This window comes from Janthinobacterium sp. BHSEK (genome assembly GCF_056174685.1).
This window is the reverse complement of sequence record NZ_JBWBYV010000020.1, coordinates 1-21,472: the sequence shown is the minus strand read 5'-3', so window position 1 is coordinate 21,472 and position 21,472 is coordinate 1. Positions and strand designations below refer to the sequence as shown.

The following is a 21,472-nucleotide window of genomic DNA, read 5'->3' as shown; positions in this document are numbered from 1 at the left end:
TCCCGGCAGATGCTGATGGCATCGCCGGGATTTTTTTATGCGGTTATTTGATCAGGATCAGATTTCTTCGTACAGCGGCAAGGTCAGGAATTCGGCGAACGATTCCGACGTCGACATTTCCTCGAAGATTTGGCCGGCGCGCACATAGGTCGGACCATTGCCGCCTGGCGCATCGCGCTGCACCTTGGCCAGCTCTTCCGGAATCATGGCGCGCACCATCTCGGCCGTCACCTTGCGGCCGTCTTCCAGCACGCCCTTGCTGGAACGGATCCACTGCCACACTTGCGAGCGGCTGATCTCGGCCGTGGCCGCGTCTTCCATCAGGTTGTGGATGGGCACGCAACCATTGCCGGCCAGCCAGCTGCCCAGGTAATGGATGCCCACGTTGATGTTGTAACGCAAGCCCGCTTCCGTGATCGGCGCTTCCGGCTGGAAGTTCAGCAGATCCGACGCTTTCACATCGATGTCGGGACGCTGCTTGTCGATCTGGTTCGGCTTGTCACCGAGTACTTTCGTGAACTCGCCCATGGCCAGCTCGACCAGGCCCGGATGGGCGACCCAGCCGCCGTCGTAGCCGTCGGTGGCGTCGCGCGCCTTGTCGTTGCGCACGCCGCCCATGGCGATGTCGTTCTTTTCCGGATCGTTCTTGATCGGGATCAAAGCTGCCATGCCGCCGATGGCTGGCGCACCGCGTTTGTGGCAGGTTTTCAGCAGCAGCAAGGCGTAGGCGCGCATGAACGGCGCCGTCATCGTGACCTTGGCGCGATCGGCCAGGCAGAAATCCTTGTCCAGCTTGAATTTCTTGATGCACGAAAAGATGTAATCCCAGCGGCCCGCGTTCAAGCCCGAGCTGTGCTCCTTCAATTCGTACAGGATTTCATCCATCTCGAAGGCGGCGAGGATGGTTTCGATCAGCACGGTCGCCTTGATCGTGCCTTGCGGTAAGCCCAGTTCGTTTTGCGTCATGACGAAGATGTCGTTCCACAGGCGCGCTTCCAGGTGCGATTCCATCTTCGGCAGGTAGAAATACGGGCCGGCGCCGCGCGCCAGCTGTTCCTTGGCGTTATGGAACATGAACAGGGCGAAATCGAAAATACCGCCGGAAATGCGCTTGCCGTCGACCAGCACGTGCTTTTCATCGAGGTGCCAGCCGCGCGGACGCACGACGAGGGTGGCGATCTTGTCGTTCAGCTTGTACGACTTGCCATTTTGCTCCAGCGAAATCGTCTTGCGCACGGCGTCGAACATATTGATCTGGCCCGTGATCTGGTTATCCCAGTTCGGCGTGTTCGAATCCTCGAAGTCCGTCATGTAGCTGTCCGCGCCGGAATTGAACGCGTTGATGACCATCTTGCGCTCGACGGGACCGGTGATTTCCACGCGGCGGCATTCCAGCGCCTTCGGGATCGGCGCGATCTTCCAGTCGCCGTCGCGGATGTGCGCGGTTTCTGGCAGGAAATCAGGACGCTCGCCCGCGTCGAGGCGCTTGGCTCGTTCCACGCGCACAGCCAGCAATTGCTGGCGGCGCGGTTCGAATGCACGCGTCAGCTTGGCCACCAGCGCCAGCGCTGCCGGCGTCAAAATCTGTTCGTAGCCGGGCTGGATGTCACCCGTGATTTGCATGCCTTCTGGAAGTGCGATCGTGTTCTGCGTCATGAAGTTCTCCGGTTTTGAATAAATATAAGCAAAAGTAATCTGATGATCCAAGTATAAGCGCAAGGACTGCGCGGGCAAGCTGGACAGAGGTGCAAAAACACTCTGCCAGGCGGCGCGTTTGTTCTATAGTATTGCACTATAAGGCATGGAAACGAGATTAAAAATCACTTCATCTATGCGTTTTTATCACAAGTGACGAGATAGCGAGCACAGCATATGGGCCAGTTCAGACAAATATCGACCTTCGTGGAAGTGGTGGCCAAGGGCAGCCTGTCGGCCGCCGCGCGCGCGGAAGGCATCGCGCCGGCCATGATAGGCCGGCGCCTCGATGCGCTGGAGCAGCGCCTCGGCGTGAAATTGCTGCAGCGGACGACGCGCAAGCTGGCCTTGACGAATGAAGGCGCCGCCTTCCTGGAGGATTGCCAGCGCATTCTGGGGGAACTGGAAGAGGCGGAAGCGGCCGTGGCCGAGCGCAGCGTGAAGGCCAGCGGCCATCTGCTCATTTCCGCGCCGGCCGGCTTCGGGCGCCAGCACGTGGCGCCCTTGATCCCCTCTTTCGTGGCCGAGCACCGCGACGTGACGGTGTCGCTGAACCTGAACGACCGCCTGGTCGACCTGATCGGCGAAGGCATCGACGTGGCCATCCGTATCGCCAGCCTGTCCGATTCCTCGCTGGTGAGCACCAAGCTGGCCGACAACCAGCGCGTGCTGGTCGGCTCGCCCGCCTACCTGAAACGGGCGGGCACCCCGCGCATCCCGGCCGACCTGGCCAAGCACAATTGCCTGGCGATCAGCAGTGAGGGCAGCCAACGGGGCTGGACCTTCCGTGAAAACGGTAAGAACGTGATTTTAAAAGTGGCGGGAAACATGGTGTGCAACGATGGCGAAGTGCTGCACGACTGGGCCTTGGCCGGCAAGGGCCTGGCGTGGCGCTCGATGTGGGAAGTCGGTGCGGAGATCGAATCGGGCCAATTGTTGACGGTGCTGGACCAGTTCGCCGCGCCGGGCAATGACATCTATGCCGTGTTCGCCCAGCGCCGCCATCTGCCGCTGCGCATACGGGCGTTTGTGGATTTTTTACGGCATAGCTATGCGCAACCAGATTACTGGCGCGAAAGAACAATCTAGTCACTGCCGGACGGAATCGTAGAGCATCGCTTGCGCGTAAGCCGACCCTGGTGGTGTTGGCAAGATGTATGGGCTGGTGTCGGCTTACGCTGCGCTAAGCCGACCTACACGGCGACGCAAGCACACCGAAAAGAGCGCGCAGCCCACGCACATCCCCTGCTTTACGGAAATTCAGGCGAAAAAAAATCCTCGGAGACCGAGGATTTCTTTATTTCGTTTGATCCAGCGTATTAGATTGGCTGAATGTTCGAAGCTTGCTTGCCTTTAGGGCCAGCGGTCACTTCAAAAGAAACGCGTTGGTTCTCTTGCAGGGACTTGAAGCCGTTCGACTGGATAGCCGAGAAGTGAGCGAACAGATCTTCGCCGCCTTCGTCAGGGGTAATAAAGCCGAAACCCTTCGAATCATTGAACCATTTTACGATGCCAGTTGCCATTACAATTTCCTATTTCAGTTAAGTTGGGCTTGCGCCCGTTATATCGTTTGAAGCAAGAAAGAAATGACAGACAAACTGCACTACTACCTCGAATCCAACGATGCCCAATTATACCAACAAAACTGAGAAAAACCATTCTTTCGCAAAATAAACTTGCGAACACTACTTTAATAGCCAAATCCCCGTCTTGCGGCGCCCTGTACCAGCGGCATGGACACACTATATCCTAATCTGCGACGCGGGTGCTTTGCGTTGCATCAAATGAATCATTGCAACCACATCTCTATAGCGTTGTCGCTTATGCGGTGAACTGGGTGGCGGCCGCATCGCGTCCCGCCCAATCCAGTAGCACCACCACCTGCGCCCGCACGGCGGGCCATTCCGTCACCGCTTGCGCGGGAGCATTGAGCATGGCGCGCACCAGCTGTTCGATGCGCCGGCATTCCTGCCCCAGCGCGGCAAAACCGAAGGTGGCGGCCGAGCCGGCCACCGCGTGCAGCGCGCGGTGCAACTGCGTCAACGGTTCCAGGCGGGGGCCTTCGCTGTCGCAGCGGCCGCTTGCCTGCGCGATCGCCTGCATCAGGGCCGGCACGCTGGCCGCATATTTTTCGTTCAGGGCGCGCAAACGCGCGCGGAAATCCGGGTCGATCAAGGTTGCCATCGCAATACTCGTCTGAATGGCTTACTTGGTGCCGAAGATGCGGTCGCCGGCATCGCCCAGGCCCGGCACGATGTAGGCGTGGTCATCCAGGTGCGAATCGAGCGAGGCGCAGAACATCTTGACGTTCGGGTGCGCGTTCTGGAACACGGTCACGCCTTCCGGCGCCGCCACCAGGGCCAGGAAGATGATCTGCTCGTCCGTCACGCCGCGCTTCTTCAGCACGTCGACGGCGTACACGGCCGAATTGCCGGTCGCCACCATCGGATCGCACAGGATGAAGGTGCGCTCGTTCAAGTCCGGCAGGCGCACCAGGTATTCCACCGGCATGTGGGTGGCGGGATCGCGGTACACGCCGATATGGCCGACCCTGGCCGATGGCACCAGATTCAGCAAGCCATCGCTCATGCCGATGCCAGCGCGCAAGATGGGCACGATGGCCAGTTTCTTGCCGGCGATGACGGGCGCATCGATGGTGACGAGCGGGGTCCTGATTTCGCGCGTCGTCAGCGGCAGGTCGCGCGTGATTTCATAGCCCATCAGCAAAGTAATTTCCTTGAGCAATTCGCGGAAGGTACGCGTCGACGTGTCGTGCTCGCGCATGTGGCTCAATTTGTGCTGGATCAAGGGATGATCGGTAATGAACAAATTCGGGAAGCGTGGATCTTGTTTCATATTGTTTTTCTTTCTCTACTCTCTGGCGCGGCGGCAGGCATGCACCGCAAGCGCGCCGTGTGTCGATAAAATCATGGATTGCAGCATTATCCCAGCCCACAGCCCGCCTGTGGCCGGAATTTTGAAATAATTGCGGATCGCATCCGTCAAGACTCGCGCAGCGCGCGCGCCAGGATGGCCGCGCAATCGGTGCCGGCCGGCAAGCGGCCATACGCCCCGCCCGGCGCCTGCAGCAGGCGCGACTGCAGGAAGGCTTGCGCGACGAACGACGGCGCATGGCGCAGCAGCAAGGCCGCCTGCACGCCCAGCACGATGCGCTCGGAGAGTTGCCTCGCGCCAAATTCGTCCGTCTGCGGCCCGTCCAGGTCGACCAGCAGGCGCGCGCGGTAATCTGCAAAGTCGGCGTGATCATCGCCGGCCAGCGCCAGCTCGGCCGCCAGGGCGTCGCGCGCGGCCGGCGACTTGCCGAAGGCGCGCAAGACGTCGAGGCACATGACGTTGCCCGAGCCTTCCCAGATCGAGTTGACGGGCAACTCGCGGTACAGGCGCGCCAGCGGCGCCTCTTCCACGTAGCCCGTGCCGCCCAGCACTTCCATGGCTTCCGCGCCGAAGCCGGGCCCCCGCTTGCAGATCCAGTACTTGCCGGCCGGCGTGAGCACGCGTGCCAGCATCGCCTGCTGCGCATCGTCCTTTTCATCGAAACAGCGGGCCAGGCGCAGCGCAAACGCCGTGGCGGCCTCGGATTCGAGCGCCAGGTCGGCCAGCACGTTTTGCATCAGCGGCTGCTCGGCCAGCGGCTTGCCGAACACGGCCCGCTGGCGCGCATGGTGCAGCGCCTGCGTCAAGGCGGCGCGCATGATGCCGGCGCTGCCCAGCACGCAATCGAGGCGCGTGTGGCTGGCCATTTCCAGGATGGTGGGAATGCCGCGCCCCGGCTGCCCCACGAGCCAGCCGTAGGCGTTGGTAAATTCCACTTCCGACGAGGCATTCGAGCGGTTGCCCAATTTATCCTTCAGGCGCTGCACGCGGATGGCGTTGCGGCTGCCGTCGGGCAGGTAGCGGGGCAGGAAGAAGCACGACAAGCCGCCCTCGTCCGCCTGCGCCAGGATCAGATGGGCGTCGCACTGCGGCGCCGAAAAAAACCATTTGTGGCCGACGATGCGCCAGGCGGCGCCGGCCTCTTCGCCGAACATGGCCCGCGCCTCATCCTGCGGCACGAGGGTGGCGCGCGTGGTATTGCTGCGCACGTCGGAGCCGCCCTGCTTCTCCGTCATGCCCATGCCGACCAGGGCGCCCCGCTTCTGTTCCACGGGCAAGGAGCGGGGATCGTACTCGCGCGAGAGTATCTTCGGCAGCCAGCGCGCGGCGATTTGCGGCAGATCAAGCGCCTGGCGCAAAGCCGGCACCGAGGCATACGTCATCGTCACGGGACACTGCGTGCCGTTTTCCACCTGCCCCACCAATAGATAGGCGGCCGCGCGCGCCACCTGGGCGCCGGGGCCGGGCAACGCCCAGGGCGACGCGTGCGCGCCCGCGCCCACGAGGATGGCCATCAGTTCATGCCAGGCCGGATGGAACTGTACTTCGTCGATGCGCCGCCCGGCCCGGTCGAACTGCTGCAGCTCGGGCGTGTGGATATTGGCCAGGCGCGCCAGCGCATACGTCTCGGCGCGGCCCAGCCTGTCGCCCAGCGCGTCGAGTTCCTGCCGCGCCGCGCCGCCGCCCTCGCGCAACAGCGCCTCGATCAGCGCCGGGTCGCAGGCGAACAGGTTGACGTTTTCAAACGGCGTGGCCTGGTTGAAAACTTCATGCGTGTCAAAAGCATTCATGGGGGTCTCCCGCGATTTGTTATCATGGCGCCCTTGCCCGCAGCGGACGCGCCGTCAACGCCGTCTGCCAGCCAGACTAGCGCAAAGCGCATGGCGGGGCAAGCGCGCCAGTGGAAGCAAGCGCAGATAAATGTTTCTACGTGGGATGAAAATACCTGTGTGTGTCGCGTAGCATGATTTTTTTCATGGAAGGCAGGAATATTTACAAAACCTGAAGCAATGTTGCTCTATTTCATGTAATCGAATGCTTTTCAATGATACATTTCGTGTGGATCGCGTTCCGATAGCCGCCCTTCCGGCCCCTATGGCGCGCGTCACGCACGACGCACTCTTTCCGTTGGCGCCCGCCCTGCAGCGAGCGCCGGCACTGATAACAAAAAGGTAAAAGCCAGCACGATGTTTTCCAGTACCCCATCCGCCGCCCACCGCGAGGCCCGCCACGAGTTGGACAACCTCATGGAAGAGGCAGGCGACGTCGTGTTCCGGCTCGATATGGACGGCCTGATCCTGTTCGCCAGCAAGCGCGCGGCCACGCTGTTTGGCGCGCCATCGGGCCTGTCCGGCCATTTGCTGCTGCCGCTGGCCACGGAAGCGTCGCGCGCGGCGCTGCAGGCGGCGCTGGAAGACGCCCTGGAAGAACCGGGTCGCCTGGAAGTGCGCCTGCAAACGCCGGACCAGGAAATCTGGTTCGAGCTGCGCCTGTCGTCTTATATGAACGCGGCCGGCGTGGCCGAATTGCTGGTGGTCGGGCGCGACACGTCGGCACAGCACAATACGGAAGAACGCCTGCGCCACATGGCCACGCACGATGCGCTGACCGGCTTGCCGAACCGCCTGCTGCTGTCGGACCGCATCCGCATGGTCATCGCCCAGGCAGCCCGTTCGGGCCAGGGCTTTTCCGTCGCCACCATCGGCCTCGATGGCTTTAAAAAGGTCAACGATGGCCTGGGCCACCCCGTCGGCGACGCCGTGCTGCGCCTGGCCGCGGCGCGCCTGCGCAAGACCCTGCGCGACAGCGACACCCTGGCGCGCGTGGGCGGCGACGAATTCGTCGCCGTGCTGCCCGGCAGCGCCACCGACGCCCAGATCAAGCTGGTGACGGGCCGCCTGCTGGCCACCCTGCAGGCGCCGTTCGAAGTCGATGGCCACACGATCTACGTGGGGGCCTCCGTCGGCGTATCGATCTATCCGCTGCATGCGGAAGACGAAGTGCGCCTGGTGGCGCTGGCCGATGCGGCCATGTCGCGCGCCAAGGAAACGGGCAAGGCCCGCTGCCTCGTCTACAGCCCCCGTCTGAACGGCCCGTCGGAACACGATATCTCGCTGGAAGCGGCCATGTTCCACGCCGTGCGCGAAGGCGAATTCCTGCTGTTTTACCAGCCCATCGTCGATGCGCACACGCGGCAGATCCAGGGTTTCGAAACCCTGATGCGCTGGAAGCATCCAACCCTGGGCCTGGTGCCGCCCGTGCGCTTCATCCCGATCGCCGAGGCGAATGGCCTGATCAACCTGCTGGGCGCCTGGGCGCTGAAGGCGGCCTGCGTGCAGCTCAAGCAGTTCCAGGAAGTGGCCAGGCGGCCGCTGTACATCTCCGTCAACATCAGCCCGCGCCAGTTCCGCAACGACAAATTCCTCGACGTACTCGATGACGCCATCGCCTTTTCCGGACTCTCCGGCGAACACCTGGTGCTGGAAATTACGGAAGGCACGCTGATGATCGACCCCGTGCATGCGGAAACCATCCTCGTCAAGATGACGGAGCGCCGCGCGCGCATCGCCATCGACGATTTCGGTACCGGCTACTCGTCGCTCGCGTATCTGAAGCGTTTCCCCATCTCCGTACTGAAGATCGACCGCACCTTCATCAAGGACTTGCCCGAATCGGGCAAGGATGCGGCCATCTGCAACACCATTCTCGACCTGGCCAAGCATTTGAATCTGTCCGTCGTGGCCGAGGGCGTGGAAACCGAGGAGCAGATGCACTTCATGGAGTCGCGCGGCTGCCAGTATGTGCAAGGCTACCTGACGGGAAAACCGATGCCGGCCCATGCCGCGCTGTCGGCCTTGAGCGACAAAACCTATGCGGCGCTGGTGCCCACGCCGTCTGCCAATGAGTTGCGCGGAGGTGTGCAATGAATCCAGATCATTTCACGGTGCCGACACAGCTCGGCAAAAACACTCTGGAACTGCTGTGGGCCCGCACGCGACAGCAGGGCGACATGCCCGGCTTCGCGAAAGCCATCAGTGCCATCCTGGGCGCCATGCGCGGCGAGGATGACCACGAATTCGACATCACGCAAACGGTGCTGTCCGACCCTGTCCTCACGCACAAGGTGCTGCGGCTGGCCAACAGCGGCATGTACTCGGCCTTCGGCCAGCGCGTCAACACGGTCTCGAAGGCCGTGCTGGTGCTCGGCATCGACGCCATCGGCCATCTGGCGCTGGGCCTGAAACTGATCGAAGAACTGTCGCAGGCGTCGCCCGATTCCGTCAGCGCCCACGTAGAAATGGAAAAGGCCGTGCTGGCCGGGATGGTGGCGCAGCAGGTGGCCACCAGCGCCGGCAGCCTGCAGGCGGAGCAGGCCGTCGTCTGCTCGATGCTGCACACCCTGGGCCGCATGATGGTGACGTTCTACATGACGGACTTCTGGGCGCGCATGCAGGCGCATGCGGGTCCCGGCAACGAGGCGGCCGCCGCGCGCGAAATCCTCGGCCTGTCGCTGCCGGAAGTGGGCTATGCCACGGCCGCCCACTGGGGCTTGCCGCAGCACCTGATCAACGGCATGCGTCCGATGGACCCGTCGCCGGACGACTCGCCCGTCAGCGGCGCCGACTGGATGGCGGGATTGTCGACCATGGCGGCGCGCTGCGCCGATTCGCTGTGGCATGACGATGCGGCCGGCGCGGCGCAGGTGCACGCGCTGATCGACGACTATGCGGGCACTCTGGGCATCGCGGCGACTGACCTGGTGGTCGCGGTGGACAAGGCCAAGGCCATGGCGGCGGCCGACCTGTCGATCGCGCCGCTGTCGAAACCGGCCGAACGGCGCGCGCGCCAGCTGGCGTCGACGCGCATGCGCGCCGAGGGCAACCGCGTCCTGATCGGCGGCCTGGCCGACCTGCGCGGCGCCATCGGCAGCGCCAGTCCGGGCCAGATGGTCTCGATGGCGCTCGAAACGCTGCATCAGGGCTTCGATTTCTCACGCTCGGTGGCCTTCGTGCGCAACCACAAGGATCATTTGTATTCGGCGCGCATCAGCATGGGCGACGGCATGGCCGACCTGCAGGACCTGATGGTGTTCGGCGACGCGTATGAACCGAACGTATTCCACGCGGCCCTCAACAGCGACCGCGTGATCTTCATCGACAATGCGCGCGACCCGAAATTCGCCGCCAAACTGCCGCAATGGTGGAAAGCGACGCTGTCGGAAGCGCGCAGCTTCGTCGTGCTGCCACTGTCGGCCAACGGCCACCCCACGGGATTCTTGTACGGCGACTGGGACGACAGCTTCCCGCCGATCCAATTGAACCAGACGGAATTCAACCTGATCAACGATATCCGGGCGTTATTGGTGCAGTCGGTGGAGATGCGGCACCAATTGGAATTGGTGGCGAACAAGGTGGCGTGATACAAATGATGTCGGATTACGCGCAAGCGCTAATCCGACCTACATGGCATGGGTCGCAGGTCGGATCAGGGCCGCAAACCCGTCATCCGACAGCATTCCATGGCATGGGTCGTAGGTCGGATTAGGGCCGCAGGCCCGTCATCCGACAACATTCAATTTACTTCAACTTCGGCGTAGAAACGGACACATCGCCGCACTGCGCGCGGTGCATCAAGGCGTGGTCGATCAGGACCAGCGCCAGCATGGCTTCGGCGATCGGCGTGGCGCGGATGCCCACGCACGGGTCATGGCGGCCGAACGTTTCCACCATCACGGGATTGCCCTCTTTATCGATCGAGCGGCGCGGCGTGCGGATCGACGATGTCGGCTTGATGGCGATCGACACGCTGATATCCTGCCCCGTCGAAATGCCGCCAAGCACGCCGCCGGCGTTATTGCCGATAAAACCTTCCGGCGTCAGTTCGTCGCCGTGCTCGGAACCCTTTTGCGCCACCGAATCGAAGCCGGCGCCGATTTCCACGCCCTTGACGGCATTGATGCCCATCATGGCGTAGGCGATGTCGGCATCGAGCTTGTCGTAGATGGGCTGGCCCAGGCCGACGGGCACGTTTTGCGCGATCACGTCGATGCGCGCACCGATGGAATCGCCGTCGCGGCGCAACTGGTCCATCGCCGCTTCCATGCGCGCGATCAGGTCGGCGTCGCCGCTGGCGGCAAAGAACGGGTTCGCATGCACGTGTTCCCACGACTGGAACGGCACGGGAATGTCGCCCAGCTGGCTCATGCAACCCTTGAACGTGGTGCCATACTGCTGCTGCAGCCATTTCTTGGCGATCGCCGCCGCGCCCACGACGGGCGCCGTCAGGCGCGCCGAGGAGCGCCCGCCGCCGCGCGGGTCGCGCACGCCGTATTTATGCCAGTAGGTGTAGTCGGCATGGCCGGGGCGGAAGCTTTCCGCGATATTGCCGTAATCCTTGCTGCGCTGGTCTTCATTGCGGATCAGCAGCGCGATGGGCGTGCCCGTCGTCACGCCCTGGTACACGCCGGAGAGAATCTCGACCGTATCGGATTCCTGGCGCTGCGTCACGTGGCGCGAGGTGCCGGGCTTGCGGCGGTCCAGCTCGGGCTGGATATCGGCTTCCGACAGGATCAGGCCCGGCGGACAGCCATCGATCACGCAGCCGATGGCCGGACCGTGCGATTCGCCGAAAGTGGTAACAGTAAACAGCTTGCCAAAAGAATTGCCGGACATAGTAGGAAGTGTGAGAACTGGAAAACTCAATTCTACCAGCCTGCGGGGCATGCCATGCCGCTAATGCCTCAGCGAGGCCCGATATTGCCCCACCCGTCTCGCCATTTTTAAATCCCGTGTATTTTTTCATATAAAAAACACCAAATATGAGTTGCAATCATGCAATCCAGGAAATATTACTCCACAGAATAGACTTAAAAAAACATTTTGCTTATTAAATAGCTATATACTTGGACGATGGACCATCAGAAAATGTGCGAGCCTCGGCAGCACCTGAGTGCTACATTTTCGATGCGACCTGAGTGCATCAGAAATGGCCAGGGCTAGGTGCACCGCCGAAGACAGTACGCAAGTACGGCGAGGCGGTGCAACAACGCCATGGACATTTCTGATGTGCTCACATCCCGTACTGAGTCATCCTGGAGAAGCTATACATGCCCGCACCGATCATCCCCCTTGACGCCAACAAGGACGATCACGACGATCTGGTATTCCTCGATGAGCAACCAGCGGCGCCGCTGGCCGCCGCACAGCGCAGCGTCTGGCGGGTGATGATCATCGACGACGATGAAGACGTCCACTCCACCACCACTTTCGCCCTGGGCAACCTGGAAATGCAGCACCGCCCGCTGGAATTCGTGCATGCGTATTCGGCCGGCCAGGCGCGCGAACTGCTCAAGCATGAAGACAACATCGCCGTCATCCTGCTCGACGTGGTGATGGAACAGGACGACGCGGGCCTGCACCTGGTGCGCTACATCCGCGAAACCCTCAAGATGACGGACGTGCGCATCATCCTGCGCACGGGCCAGCCCGGTTATGCGCCGGAAATCGACGCCATCCGCGATTTCGACATCAACGACTACAAGACCAAGTCCGAACTGACGCGCATCAAGCTATTTACCACGGTGACGGCCGCCATCCGCTCGTACGAGCAGATCCGTTCGATCAGCAACAGCCGGCGCGGCCTGGACCAGATCGTCCACGCCAGCACGCAGCTGATGGCGCTGCACGGCGTGCAGAACTTCTCGGCCGGCGTGCTGGCGCAGATCGCCGACCTGCTGGGCATCCGCGCCGACGGCGTGCTGTGCGTGCAGGACTTGCAGGACAATGGCAGCAAGGAACTGCTCGTCTCGGCCTGCACCGGCAGCTTTTCCGGCTTGCCGCACAGCGCCCTGTGCGGCCTGCAGAACCCGCGCGTGATGGCCGCCATCGAGCATACGCTGGCGCAGCGGCGCAATGTCTACGCGCACGATTACGCCACGCTGTACTTCGCCGGCAAGGCCGGCCGCGACGCGGCCGCCTACCTCGTGCTGCCGCGCCCCCTCTCGGCCATCGACGAAAGCTTGCTGGAAGTGTTTTGCAGCAACGTGGCCGTGGGCCTGGACAACGTCGAACTGGTATCGCACCTGCACAACGCCGCCTTCTACGATCAATTGTCGAAGCTGCCCAACCGCACGCGCCTGGTGGAAATCCTCGACGCCACCCTGGCCGGCCCCGCGCGCGACGACGCCACCCTGTCGCTGGTCGACCTCGACCACTTTGCCGAGACCAACGACGCGCTGGGCCACCAGTTCGGCGACACCCTGCTGATTGCCGTGGCGGGCCGGCTGCAAACCCAGCTGGGACCGCATCTGACGGTGGCGCGCCTGGGCGGCGACATCTTTTGCGTGCTGGGCGACTCGTCGCAAGTCAACCCGAGCAAGATCCTGGCCCTGTTCCAGCCGCCGTTCTGCATCGATGGCCAGGACGTGCAGCTGTCGGCCACCCTGGGCCTGGTGCGCCTGGGCGAACATGCGGGCACGGGCGCCGATGCGCTGAAGGATGCCGACATCGCCCTGAAACGGGCCAAGAGCCAGCAGCGGGCCGGGCACTTCTATTTTTCGCGCAGCATGGGCATCGAAATCCGGGAAAGAGTCCGCATGATGCACGCGCTGCGCACGGCCTTCAGCCAGGACCAGCTGTTTGTCGTGTACCAGCCGCAGATCGACCTGACCACGCGCCGCCCCGTGGGCGCCGAAGCGTTGCTGCGCTGGCAGACGCCGGACGGCAAGTTCATCTCGCCCGACCGTTTCATCCCGATCGCCGAGTATTCGGGCATCATCATCGACCTGGGCGAATGGGTGCTACGCACGGCGTGCCGCGAACTGGTGCTGCTGCGCGAGCAGGGCCACCGCAACTTCGTCATGTCCGTCAATGTGTCGCAAGTGCAGTTCCGCCACCCGCTGTTCCTGGAAATGCTGCGCGCGGCGCTGGAAGAAACGCAGGCGCCGCCCGAGTTCATCGAACTGGAAATCACGGAATCGATGGCCATGGAAGAGCCGGACTTATTGATCAAGATGTTGTGGCAGATCAAGCAGACGGGCGTGAGCATCGCCATCGACGACTTCGGCACGGGCTTTTCCTCGCTGTCCTACCTGCAGCGCCTGCAGGTCGACCGCCTGAAGATCGACCGCGCCTTCGTCACCGAGATCACGGGTTCCGCGCGCGGCAGCAGCATCGCCGAAATGGTCATCCAGCTGGGCCGCAACCTGGGCCTGGCCGTGATCGCCGAAGGCGTGGAAGACGAGCGGCAAGCACAGATCTTGCAGGCGCTGGGCTGCCCCATGGCGCAGGGTTTCCTGTTCGCCCGCCCCATGACGGCCGCCGCGCTGGGCACCTGGCTGAACAACGAGGCGCTGCAGGGGGCGGCATAGGCTGCACCTTGGATCGCGAATGCAAAACGCCGGCAATCGCCGGCGTTGTTTTTACTGCATGAGCTAAGCTTAGTCGGTGGTTTCGGCCGGCCAGTCGCGGATGTACGCTTTCAGCATCTGATTTTCAAAGCTTTGCGCTTCGAGCACGGCGCGCGCCACGTCGTAGAAGGAAATGACGCCCAGCAGGGTCTTGGCGTTCATGACGGGCAGATAGCGCGCATGCTTTTCCAGCATGATGCGGCGCACTTCATTGACTTCCGTATCCGGCGTCACGGTGATCGGATGGTCATCCATGTGCTTGCGCACGGTGCCGCCGCCGATCTGGCCCGCGTTTTCATGCAAGGCGTTGAGCACCTCGCGGAAGGTCAGCATGCCGACCAGGTCGCCAAATTCCATGACCACCAGCGAACCGATGTCTTTTTCAGCCATGGTATTGGCCGCGTCAAGCAGGGGCTGGTCAGGCGTGACCGTGTAGAGGATGTTGCCCTTGACTTGGAGAATTTCAGATACTTTCATATTGGCCGTCCTGTCCGCGTGATTGGTATTTTAGTTATTCTAAGCCCTTACTGCGACTGTAGCCTATGCCTGCGGAAAAATCCAGCCTTGCGCGCAATCAAATCAAGAGGGATTGCGCGCAACTTTTCATCAGCCCCGGCGGCGGAACCACCCGGCAATCGAGAGGCGTTCGCGCGCCGTCGGCAGCACCTCGTGCAGCATCTCGCCCGACAGGAACATGGCCATGCGGCCCGCCTGCGGCAAGATGTCCACCTGACCGCCATCCTGCGGGTGCAGGCGCAGCGCGCCGCCGTGCCCGGGCAGCCAGTCGTCGTTGAGGTACAGCACGACGGACACGGTGCGCTTGTCGTCGTCGCGGAAACGGTCCAGATGAGCCCGGTAAAAGGCGCCCGGCGCGTACAGGGCGAAATGGCTTTCGTACTCTTCCAGCCCCAGGAACAGCTCACGGTTGAGCACGCGGCGCAGCGCTTCCATGTGTGCCAGGTAGCGGTCGCACGCTTCTGAACGGCCCGTTTCCAGCCATTCGATATGGTCGCCGCGGATATCCGGCTGCAGCAGCGGCGCATGGCCGCTGCCCACGCCGGCGCCCTTCATCTTGCCGCTGAGCATGGATTGCACGCATTCGGCGGCCAGCTGGCGGCTGAGTTCAGGGGAAATAAAGTGTTCTTGCATGAGCCAGCCTGCCTGGCACAGGCCGTCGACGATAGAAGGTCCGGGAACGGCAAGGGAGCCGTCGAACGATATTGCGGGCATAAAATCTTTCCTGGTGGACATGCATGAGAGTGCGCCTGAAGCCCAGGATTTCGTTCGCTTGCCACTGCTTCCCTGCCGCGCGGCGCACGCGCACAGGTAAGACAGCCCGAATATCGCTGATACGATATCGTACCACCGCCGCACCGCGCCGGTCACTTTTTTTACACTTCAGGTTACACGCGAGCTGAGCCTGACCGTCCGCCAGCACGGCCCCATGCGCCCTGCACAGGAGCCCTTTTGCTCAGATGCAAATCAGGTTACGATCTTGCCACTATAAAACTTGGCGGAGACACCATGAGCGGCCCGAAATACCCCGGTTTCGATACCTTATCCCTGCATGCGGGCGCCGCGCCCGACCCGGCCACGGGCGCGCGCGCCACGCCCATCCATTTCACGTCCTCGTTCGCCTTCAAGAGCTCGGAGCATGCGGCTTCGCTGTTCAATATGGAGCGGGCCGGCCACGTGTATTCGCGCATCTCGAATCCCACCAACGCCGTGCTGGAAGAGCGCATCGCCGCCCTCGAAGGGGGTGTGGCCGGCATCGCCACAGCCAGCGGCCAGGCCGCCATGCACCTGGGTTTGTCCACCATCGCCGGCGCCGGCTCGCACATCGTCGCTTCGCGCGCCCTGTACGGCGGCTCGCACAACCTGCTGGCGTATACATTAAAACGCTTCGGCATCGAGACGACCTTTGTCGACCCGCGCGACGTGGATGCCTGGCGCGCCGCCATCCACCCGAATACCAAAGTGCTGTTCGCCGAAACCCTGGGCAATCCCGGCCTCGACGTGCTCGACATCCCCCGGATTGCCGCCCTGGCGCACGAGCACCAGCTGCCGCTGATGCTCGATGCGACGTTTACCACGCCCTATTTGCTGCGTCCCTTCGAGCATGGGGCCGACCTGGTATTCCACTCGGCCACCAAGTTTTTATGCGGCCATGGCACGGCCATCGGCGGCCTGCTCGTCGACGGCGGCACCTTCGACTGGCAGGCGGCCTACGACAAGACGGGCCGCTTTGCCGAACTGTGCGAACCGTATGACGGCTTTCACGGCATGGTCTTCGCCGAGGAATCGACGGTGGCGCCGTTCGCCCTGCGCGCGCGGCGCGAAGGCTTGCGCGACTTCGGCGCCGTCATGAGCCCGCACAACGCCTTCGCCATCCTGCAGGGCATCGAAACCCTGGGCTTGCGCATGGACCGCCACGTGGCCAACACGCGCAAGGTCATCGACTTTTTGCTAGCCAATCCGGCCGTGGAATCCGTGTCCTACCCGGAACTGCCGTCGCACCCCGATTACGAACTGGCGAAAACCCTGCTGCCGAAGGGCGCGGGCGGCGTGTTCACCTTCCGCCTGCGCGGCGACCGCGCGGCGGGCCAGCGCTTCGTCGACAGCCTCAAAATCTTTTCGCACCTGGCCAACGTGGGCGACGCCAAGTCGCTCGTCATCCACCCCGCCTCCACCACGCACTTCCGCGTGCCCGACGATCAACTGGCGCAGGCGGGCATCACGCAGGGCACCATGCGCCTGTCCGTGGGCCTGGAAGACGCCGACGATTTGATCGAAGACCTGGCCCGTGGCCTGAAACTGTCGCAGAAAGGCGCCTGACATGCTGCTCACCATCGACAACACCACGGCCTACTGCTACACGGGCGGCAAGCCATTCAAGCCGAACCAGCCCACGGCCGTCTTCATCCACGGCGCGCAGAACGACCATTCCGTGTGGGCCTTGCAGACGCGCTATTTCGCCCACCACGGCTGGAACGTGCTGGCCGTCGACTTGCCGGGCCATGGCCGCAGCGGCGGCGCGGCAAAGGACAATGTCGCGGAACTGGCGCGCTGGATCCTCGCCGTGCTGGACGGGGCCGGCGCGGCCAGGGCCATGCTCGTCGGCCACAGCATGGGCTCATTGATCGCGCTGGAAGCGGCATTCCTGGCACCGGGTCGCGTCAGCCACCTGGCCATGCTGGGTTCCACCTACCCGATGAAGGTTGCGCCGGCCCTGCTGGAAACGGCGCTCAACGATGAACAGGCGGCCATCGACATGGTCAACATCTGGTCGCACTCGTCGATCGCGCAAAAGCCGTCGTTTCCTGGCCCGGGCTTTTACGCCATGGGCGGCGCGCGGCGCCTGAAGCAGCGCATCGCGGCCCTCAACCCCGATCACGTGTTTCACACGGATTTTTATGCCTGCAATGCCTATGCGAACGGCGAAATCGCTGCCGCTTCGGTACACTGCCCCACTTTATTCATTTTCGGCGCGCGCGACATGATGACGCCGCCCAAATCGACCCGGCTGCTGACGTCCGCCATTGCGCATGGCAAGGTGGTGCAGGTCGACAGCGGGCACGAATTGATGGCCGAGCAGCCGGACGCCGTGCTCGACGCGCTGTTTGCGTTCGCCCAAACGGCAGCGGCATGAACGCTTTTTTTAGGATAGATGCACATGTTGTTGAATACCCTGTTCGATGAATTGACCGGCCGCGGCAGCGGCACGGAGGCGGAGCGGCACGAACGCTACAACTGGCTGGAACAGCTACGCTGCGCCAACCCGCAAGCGGACGAAAACGGTCCCATGGCCGGCATCCCTGGCCACCACTGGTACCGGCTGCCGCAGGCGCTGACGGTGGCGGGCCAGGCAAGCGACCTGCTGGTCGGCACCCTGAACGCCCAGTACCTGGTCTTCGCGGGCCGCCACGCGGCCGCGTTTGCGGCCGAACTGGGCCTGCAATACGACGCCAACAACCGCATCGACCGCCCCGGCGGCATCGACGAACTGCTCGACGCCTATGAAGAAGAGGCCGATGGCAGCTGGACCACTTTGTCAGCGGGGCAGCCGGAAGCGCCGCTGGCGGGCTGGGACGACGTGTATTTCCGCGTGCGCGACCTGAGCGACGGCAAGGCCATCCAGAGCGTGACCACCATCGCCTACGAGAGCAGCCGCTTCCCCGGCTACACCCTGCTGGGCACGACCCTGGTGGGCGCGGGCGCCATCGCCCACGACGAAGAGACGGCGGCATATCTGCAGCAGATCTTCGCCGACTGGGCCATCCAGCGCGACTGCGCCGCCACCTCTCTGCCTTCGTCCGCGCCCTGGCCATGGACGCCGCGCCAGACGCCGTCCGCACCCTTCGACTTTGCCCGCAACCTCGCCTATCTCGACGCCCTGCTGGCCGCCTACGGACGCGCGCAGGCGCAGGCCGAAGTCGATGGCGGCGATAGCGCCTACTGGGCGTGCGCGGCCGCCAGCACGGCTTACCAGGTCTTCTCGCTGCGCTACACGGCCGGCCTGCCCTTGCCTGATGTGGAGACGGCGCTGGAAGCGGCCATCGCCGCCTGCGAAGCGGCGCGCGCGGCCCTGGCCGCCGCCTACGATGACGACGCCCTGCCCGCCTTCGATTTCGAACAGTTGACGGACTATGCGCGCACCCTGCAGCTGCTGGGCGCGGCCCTGCTGTTCGGCCGCCACGACCTGGCCATGCGCCTGGCCGCCCTGCAGACGGCCTTCGATGGCGAAGACGGCGTGTACGAAGCGCTGCTGGCGGCCATCGATCCGCGGCGCCCCGCCGTCGACGAATGGTATTTCGCCGAACCTTATACCGCCCTGTACGACTGCCTGGACGCGGACGATCGCGCACAGCAGCTCGAGCACCTGCGGCACTACCTGGCCAGCTGGCACACGGCGCTGGTGCGCGAAGACTGGTTCAACGGCCATTTGCGCGCGCAGGGCCTGGGCGGCTACTACGGCCTGTGGGCCTTCGAGGCGGCCGCCGTGGCCAAACATCTTGGCCTGGAACACGGCGCGCTGGCGCATTGGCTCATGCCGCCCACACCCTGAGCACCCCCCATATTCTTTCAGATAGCATTCATGATCCATACCGCAGCCCTGTTCAGCACCGCCTTTTTACCCGGCCAGGCCGGTTTCGACACCGACGCCATCACCGGCCTGGCCGAATGGCGGCGCGATATTCCCATGCTGTTCAAGCTGCTCATCGGCGCCGGCACGCAAGCCGTCGCCTGGCCCTTCTACGGCGATGGCGAAGACTGCCCCTGCGTGCTGGCCGCGCCGATGGCGCAGGCGCAAGCGAGCTGGCAAGCCTTGTCCGCGCTGATGGACCGGCCGCGCGACGCGGCCGCCATCGTCGCGCGCGGTGCCGTCAGCAGCCTGCTGGCGGGCGGCCAGCCGTGGCTGATCCTCGATTGCGTGCAGCTGATCGCGCACGACATCGGCACGCCGGAATACGCGGCCGGGCTCGAAGCCCTGCGCGCCGAGGCGCAAGCCCTGCACCTTGCCCTGCAGCGCGGCGAGCGCGATGCCCTGGCGCCTCTGCTGGCCGCCGGCGCCGCATCGCCCGCCACCGGCTACTGGTCGGCCACGGCCGAGGCGCAACTGGCCGACGTCGAGGAACGCGGCGCGGACGAACTGCCTTTCCTGCAGGGCCTGGAAGTGGCGGGATGGGAAGAAGACGCGCTATGCTATGCAGTGAGCACCGCCGGCGCACCGGACGTCACCGGCCTGGTTACGCCCTATGGCCGCTGGATCGTGCCCCTGTCGCAGCGCTATGTCGACCTGGGCGTCTACTACGCGGACGATGGCTGGATCACCTTTGCCACGGCGGACGCCCCCGATGCGCACGGCGTGCTGGACCTCAACGGCACGGTGGTGCTGCCGCCGTCCCCCGGCGCCCTGTACGTCATCAGCCCCCATCTGGTACAGAGAATCGCACCGGACGGCGCCAGCCGTCTGCTGCGCCTGCCCGATGGCGCGCTGCTGATCGATGGCGTCGACAACATCTGCCAGCGCGACGACGGCTTGATCGACATCGAGCGCCAGACAGGCGAGACAGACGATGACGACAGGCGCAATGTGCACGGCGTGGTCGACAAGACGGGCAAGATCGTGGTGCTGCCCGCCTACAGCTCCGTGCAGGATTTCGGCACGAAGAAGAAAATCGCCATCGTCAGCCAGCGCATCGCCGGGCGCTTCCTGTTTGGCCTGGCCAATAGCCAGGGCGAGCTGCTGGCGCCCTGCCGGTATGAAGCCATCGATTGCGCCACCACCTCGTCGCCACCCAAACTGCGCAAGAACCTGATCTTCGCCATCGATGCGCAAGGCCTGGCCTGCATGCTGACCCTGGACGGAAAACCAGCCTTCACGCCGCGGTATCCGCCCGCCCACCATTTGCGCGGCGTGGCCGTGCAAAGCGATTTTTTATATGTCGTCAAGGATGGCATGGCCTGGAGCATGGATTTCACGGGCCAGCTGCTGGAACAGTTCGACACCGTGGAGAACTTCAAGGCGGCCATCACGGCGCAATTGAGCGAGTCCATCGGCCTGGGCAAGAACAAGCCCGAGAAAAAGCCCGCCAAGCGCCGCAGTTTTACGCCCGCGCAGATCCTGGCCAAGGCCGACCGCGAGCAGTTGCGCGCCCTGGCCGCCCTGCTCCTGCCGGGCGATGCGGCACTGGCCGCGCGCTGCGTGGACATCACGCTGGAAGAACTGGCCGAGGACGACCCGGAAGAGGAATACGAAGGCGATACGCCCGAAGCGGCGTGCTTCTTCCTGCTCTGGTCCACGGCCGCCGATGCGCTGGGCCACGGCACCACCTTGGACTGGAAAGCCGTCGATGAAGTGCCGCGCATAGGCCGGCATATCGGCCTGCCCGCGCTGCGCGATTTTTCCTGGGCGGAGCGCGAAGACGGCGACGCGATGGCCGAAGGCCTGGCCGCCATCGCCGCCCACCTGGCGCCGCATCAGCTGCGCCTGGTGAACCTGCACGGCGGCGAGGATACGTATTATCTGGGCGTGGTGCGGGCGCAGGATGCGGACGCGTTCAGCAAGGCGGCGCTGCAGGCGGCCCTGCGGCCCGTGCTGCTGTGACGGCTTGCCGGCCCGTCTGCTGATATCGCACCCGGCCGGCAACATGGAACGCCGTTGCTGGCCGGGTGCGCCATTTACTTGACGGAACGGTCGAACAGCGCCTTGTCAAAACGCAGGGTAATGACTTCGGTATCGTCCGGCTTGCCTGGCTTGCGGCCGTCTTCACCGGGGTAGTTCGTGTCAATTGCCACGACTAGCGTGTGGGCATCGAGGACTTCAACGCTCTCCACCGAGTCGAACGGCATGCTGAACTTACCCACGGGCATATTGCTGGCCTGCCCGCCGATGCCTTTGGGGTCCGAGATGTTCAGCAAGTCCACCAGCAGCGTTTTCTTGAGGGCGCCATCAGCATCTTTCTCCTTCAGGTC

At 63.6% G+C, this 21,472-nt stretch carries 16 protein-coding genes and 1 pseudogene; 8 read left to right on the top strand and 9 right to left on the bottom strand.

Annotation, left to right across the window (positions count from 1 at the left end; translation table 11 throughout):
- Positions 1–57 precede the first annotated feature (57 nt).
- Complete coding sequence (gene aceB, locus AC0V2Y_RS09535) at positions 58–1,656, bottom strand: malate synthase A (protein ID WP_475416473.1); 1,599 nt, start codon at positions 1,654–1,656, stop codon at positions 58–60.
- A 216-nt stretch (positions 1,657–1,872) separates the two neighbouring features.
- On the opposite strand from aceB, the gene AC0V2Y_RS09530 reads away from it, so the two are divergent.
- A complete protein-coding gene (locus AC0V2Y_RS09530; protein ID WP_475416472.1) occupies positions 1,873–2,784 on the top strand; it encodes a LysR family transcriptional regulator in 912 nt (303 codons plus the stop codon).
- Positions 2,785–3,014: 230 nt separating this feature from the next.
- Here the strand turns inward: AC0V2Y_RS09530 and AC0V2Y_RS09525 are convergent, their stop codons facing one another.
- The 4 genes from AC0V2Y_RS09525 to AC0V2Y_RS09510 all read right to left on the bottom strand — a co-directional run bounded on the left by AC0V2Y_RS09525 (position 3,015) and on the right by AC0V2Y_RS09510 (position 6,380).
- Positions 3,015–3,218 carry a cold-shock protein gene (locus AC0V2Y_RS09525; protein ID WP_010398811.1) on the bottom strand — a complete coding sequence of 68 codons (204 nt, stop codon included), beginning with the start codon at positions 3,216–3,218 and terminating at the stop codon, positions 3,015–3,017.
- Between the two features lie 298 nt (positions 3,219–3,516).
- Positions 3,517–3,879: an Hpt domain-containing protein gene (locus tag AC0V2Y_RS09520; RefSeq protein ID WP_475416471.1), complete on the bottom strand. Its 363-nt coding sequence runs from the start codon at positions 3,877–3,879 to the stop codon at positions 3,517–3,519.
- A 21-nt stretch (positions 3,880–3,900) separates the two neighbouring features.
- Complete coding sequence (gene upp / locus AC0V2Y_RS09515) at positions 3,901–4,551, bottom strand: uracil phosphoribosyltransferase (protein ID WP_326458529.1); 651 nt, start codon at positions 4,549–4,551, stop codon at positions 3,901–3,903.
- A 146-nt stretch (positions 4,552–4,697) separates the two neighbouring features.
- Complete coding sequence (locus tag AC0V2Y_RS09510; protein WP_475416470.1) at positions 4,698–6,380, bottom strand: isovaleryl-CoA dehydrogenase; 1,683 nt, start codon at positions 6,378–6,380, stop codon at positions 4,698–4,700.
- A 396-nt stretch (positions 6,381–6,776) separates the two neighbouring features.
- Here AC0V2Y_RS09510 and AC0V2Y_RS09505 point away from each other — a divergent pair, with 396 nt between their 5' ends.
- Positions 6,777–8,516 carry a putative bifunctional diguanylate cyclase/phosphodiesterase gene (locus AC0V2Y_RS09505; RefSeq protein ID WP_475416469.1) on the top strand — a complete coding sequence of 580 codons (1,740 nt, stop codon included), beginning with the start codon at positions 6,777–6,779 and terminating at the stop codon, positions 8,514–8,516.
- Positions 8,513–10,009, top strand: coding sequence for an HDOD domain-containing protein (locus AC0V2Y_RS09500; protein ID WP_475416468.1), 1,497 nt, complete (start codon positions 8,513–8,515; stop codon positions 10,007–10,009). The genes AC0V2Y_RS09505 and AC0V2Y_RS09500 overlap by 4 nt, the downstream gene beginning before the upstream one ends.
- 157 nt (positions 10,010–10,166) lie before the next feature.
- Here the strand turns inward: AC0V2Y_RS09500 and aroC are convergent, their stop codons facing one another.
- A complete protein-coding gene (gene aroC, locus AC0V2Y_RS09495) occupies positions 10,167–11,261 on the bottom strand; it encodes a chorismate synthase (RefSeq protein WP_475416467.1) in 1,095 nt (364 codons plus the stop codon).
- A 434-nt stretch (positions 11,262–11,695) separates the two neighbouring features.
- Between aroC and AC0V2Y_RS09490 the strand changes: the two genes are divergently transcribed.
- Positions 11,696–13,957: a putative bifunctional diguanylate cyclase/phosphodiesterase gene (locus AC0V2Y_RS09490; protein WP_475416466.1), complete on the top strand. Its 2,262-nt coding sequence runs from the start codon at positions 11,696–11,698 to the stop codon at positions 13,955–13,957.
- Between the two features lie 69 nt (positions 13,958–14,026).
- On the opposite strand, the gene AC0V2Y_RS09485 is transcribed toward AC0V2Y_RS09490, so the two are convergent.
- Both AC0V2Y_RS09485 and AC0V2Y_RS09480 read right to left on the bottom strand, forming a co-directional pair.
- Positions 14,027–14,473, bottom strand: a complete 447-nt coding sequence (locus AC0V2Y_RS09485) for a CBS domain-containing protein (protein WP_010398828.1) — start codon at positions 14,471–14,473, stop codon at positions 14,027–14,029.
- Between the two features lie 129 nt (positions 14,474–14,602).
- Positions 14,603–15,226 (bottom strand): 2OG-Fe(II) oxygenase, encoded by a 624-nt coding sequence (locus tag AC0V2Y_RS09480; protein ID WP_475416465.1) that lies wholly within the window; start codon positions 15,224–15,226, stop codon positions 14,603–14,605.
- A 294-nt stretch (positions 15,227–15,520) separates the two neighbouring features.
- On the opposite strand from AC0V2Y_RS09480, the gene AC0V2Y_RS09475 reads away from it, so the two are divergent.
- The 4 genes from AC0V2Y_RS09475 to AC0V2Y_RS09460 are packed head-to-tail and all read left to right on the top strand — an operon-like array spanning position 15,521 to position 21,104.
- Positions 15,521–16,831, top strand: a complete 1,311-nt coding sequence (locus AC0V2Y_RS09475) for an O-acetylhomoserine aminocarboxypropyltransferase (RefSeq protein WP_475416464.1) — start codon at positions 15,521–15,523, stop codon at positions 16,829–16,831.
- A 1-nt stretch (position 16,832) separates the two neighbouring features.
- Entirely contained in the window at positions 16,833–17,645 is an 813-nt protein-coding gene (locus AC0V2Y_RS09470; protein ID WP_475416463.1) for an alpha/beta fold hydrolase, read from the top strand.
- A gap of 24 nt (positions 17,646–17,669) precedes the next feature.
- Positions 17,670–19,061 carry a PoNe immunity protein domain-containing protein gene (locus AC0V2Y_RS09465; RefSeq protein WP_475416462.1) on the top strand — a complete coding sequence of 464 codons (1,392 nt, stop codon included), beginning with the start codon at positions 17,670–17,672 and terminating at the stop codon, positions 19,059–19,061.
- Positions 19,062–19,091: 30 nt separating this feature from the next.
- On the top strand, positions 19,092–21,104 hold the full coding sequence (locus AC0V2Y_RS09460) for a DUF6630 family protein (RefSeq protein ID WP_475416461.1): 2,013 nt from the start codon (positions 19,092–19,094) through the stop codon (positions 21,102–21,104).
- Positions 21,105–21,178: 74 nt separating this feature from the next.
- Here AC0V2Y_RS09460 and AC0V2Y_RS09455 read toward each other — a convergent pair.
- Positions 21,179–21,472, bottom strand: a pseudogene (locus AC0V2Y_RS09455) (esterase-like activity of phytase family protein); the annotation flags it as partial.

What these genes read in the sequence shown, in the direction of transcription:
- AC0V2Y_RS09520 (WP_475416471.1), bottom strand. Translation starts at nt 3,879, where the DNA reads ATGGCAACCTTGATCGACCCGGATTTCCGCGCGCGTTTGCGCGCCCTG.
- AC0V2Y_RS09510 (WP_475416470.1), bottom strand. Translation starts at nt 6,380, where the DNA reads ATGAATGCTTTTGACACGCATGAAGTTTTCAACCAGGCCACGCCGTTT.
- AC0V2Y_RS09470 (WP_475416463.1), top strand. Translation starts at nt 16,833, where the DNA reads ATGCTGCTCACCATCGACAACACCACGGCCTACTGCTACACGGGCGGC.
- AC0V2Y_RS09480 (WP_475416465.1), bottom strand. Translation starts at nt 15,226, where the DNA reads ATGCCCGCAATATCGTTCGACGGCTCCCTTGCCGTTCCCGGACCTTCT.
- AC0V2Y_RS09485 (WP_010398828.1), bottom strand. Translation starts at nt 14,473, where the DNA reads ATGAAAGTATCTGAAATTCTCCAAGTCAAGGGCAACATCCTCTACACG.
- AC0V2Y_RS09525 (WP_010398811.1), bottom strand. Translation starts at nt 3,218, where the DNA reads ATGGCAACTGGCATCGTAAAATGGTTCAATGATTCGAAGGGTTTCGGC.
- upp (WP_326458529.1), bottom strand. Translation starts at nt 4,551, where the DNA reads ATGAAACAAGATCCACGCTTCCCGAATTTGTTCATTACCGATCATCCC.
- AC0V2Y_RS09460 (WP_475416461.1), top strand. Translation starts at nt 19,092, where the DNA reads ATGATCCATACCGCAGCCCTGTTCAGCACCGCCTTTTTACCCGGCCAG.
- aceB (WP_475416473.1), bottom strand. Translation starts at nt 1,656, where the DNA reads ATGACGCAGAACACGATCGCACTTCCAGAAGGCATGCAAATCACGGGT.
- AC0V2Y_RS09530 (WP_475416472.1), top strand. Translation starts at nt 1,873, where the DNA reads ATGGGCCAGTTCAGACAAATATCGACCTTCGTGGAAGTGGTGGCCAAG.
- aroC (WP_475416467.1), bottom strand. Translation starts at nt 11,261, where the DNA reads ATGTCCGGCAATTCTTTTGGCAAGCTGTTTACTGTTACCACTTTCGGC.
- AC0V2Y_RS09490 (WP_475416466.1), top strand. Translation starts at nt 11,696, where the DNA reads ATGCCCGCACCGATCATCCCCCTTGACGCCAACAAGGACGATCACGAC.
- AC0V2Y_RS09465 (WP_475416462.1), top strand. Translation starts at nt 17,670, where the DNA reads ATGTTGTTGAATACCCTGTTCGATGAATTGACCGGCCGCGGCAGCGGC.
- AC0V2Y_RS09500 (WP_475416468.1), top strand. Translation starts at nt 8,513, where the DNA reads ATGAATCCAGATCATTTCACGGTGCCGACACAGCTCGGCAAAAACACT.
- AC0V2Y_RS09505 (WP_475416469.1), top strand. Translation starts at nt 6,777, where the DNA reads ATGTTTTCCAGTACCCCATCCGCCGCCCACCGCGAGGCCCGCCACGAG.
- AC0V2Y_RS09475 (WP_475416464.1), top strand. Translation starts at nt 15,521, where the DNA reads ATGAGCGGCCCGAAATACCCCGGTTTCGATACCTTATCCCTGCATGCG.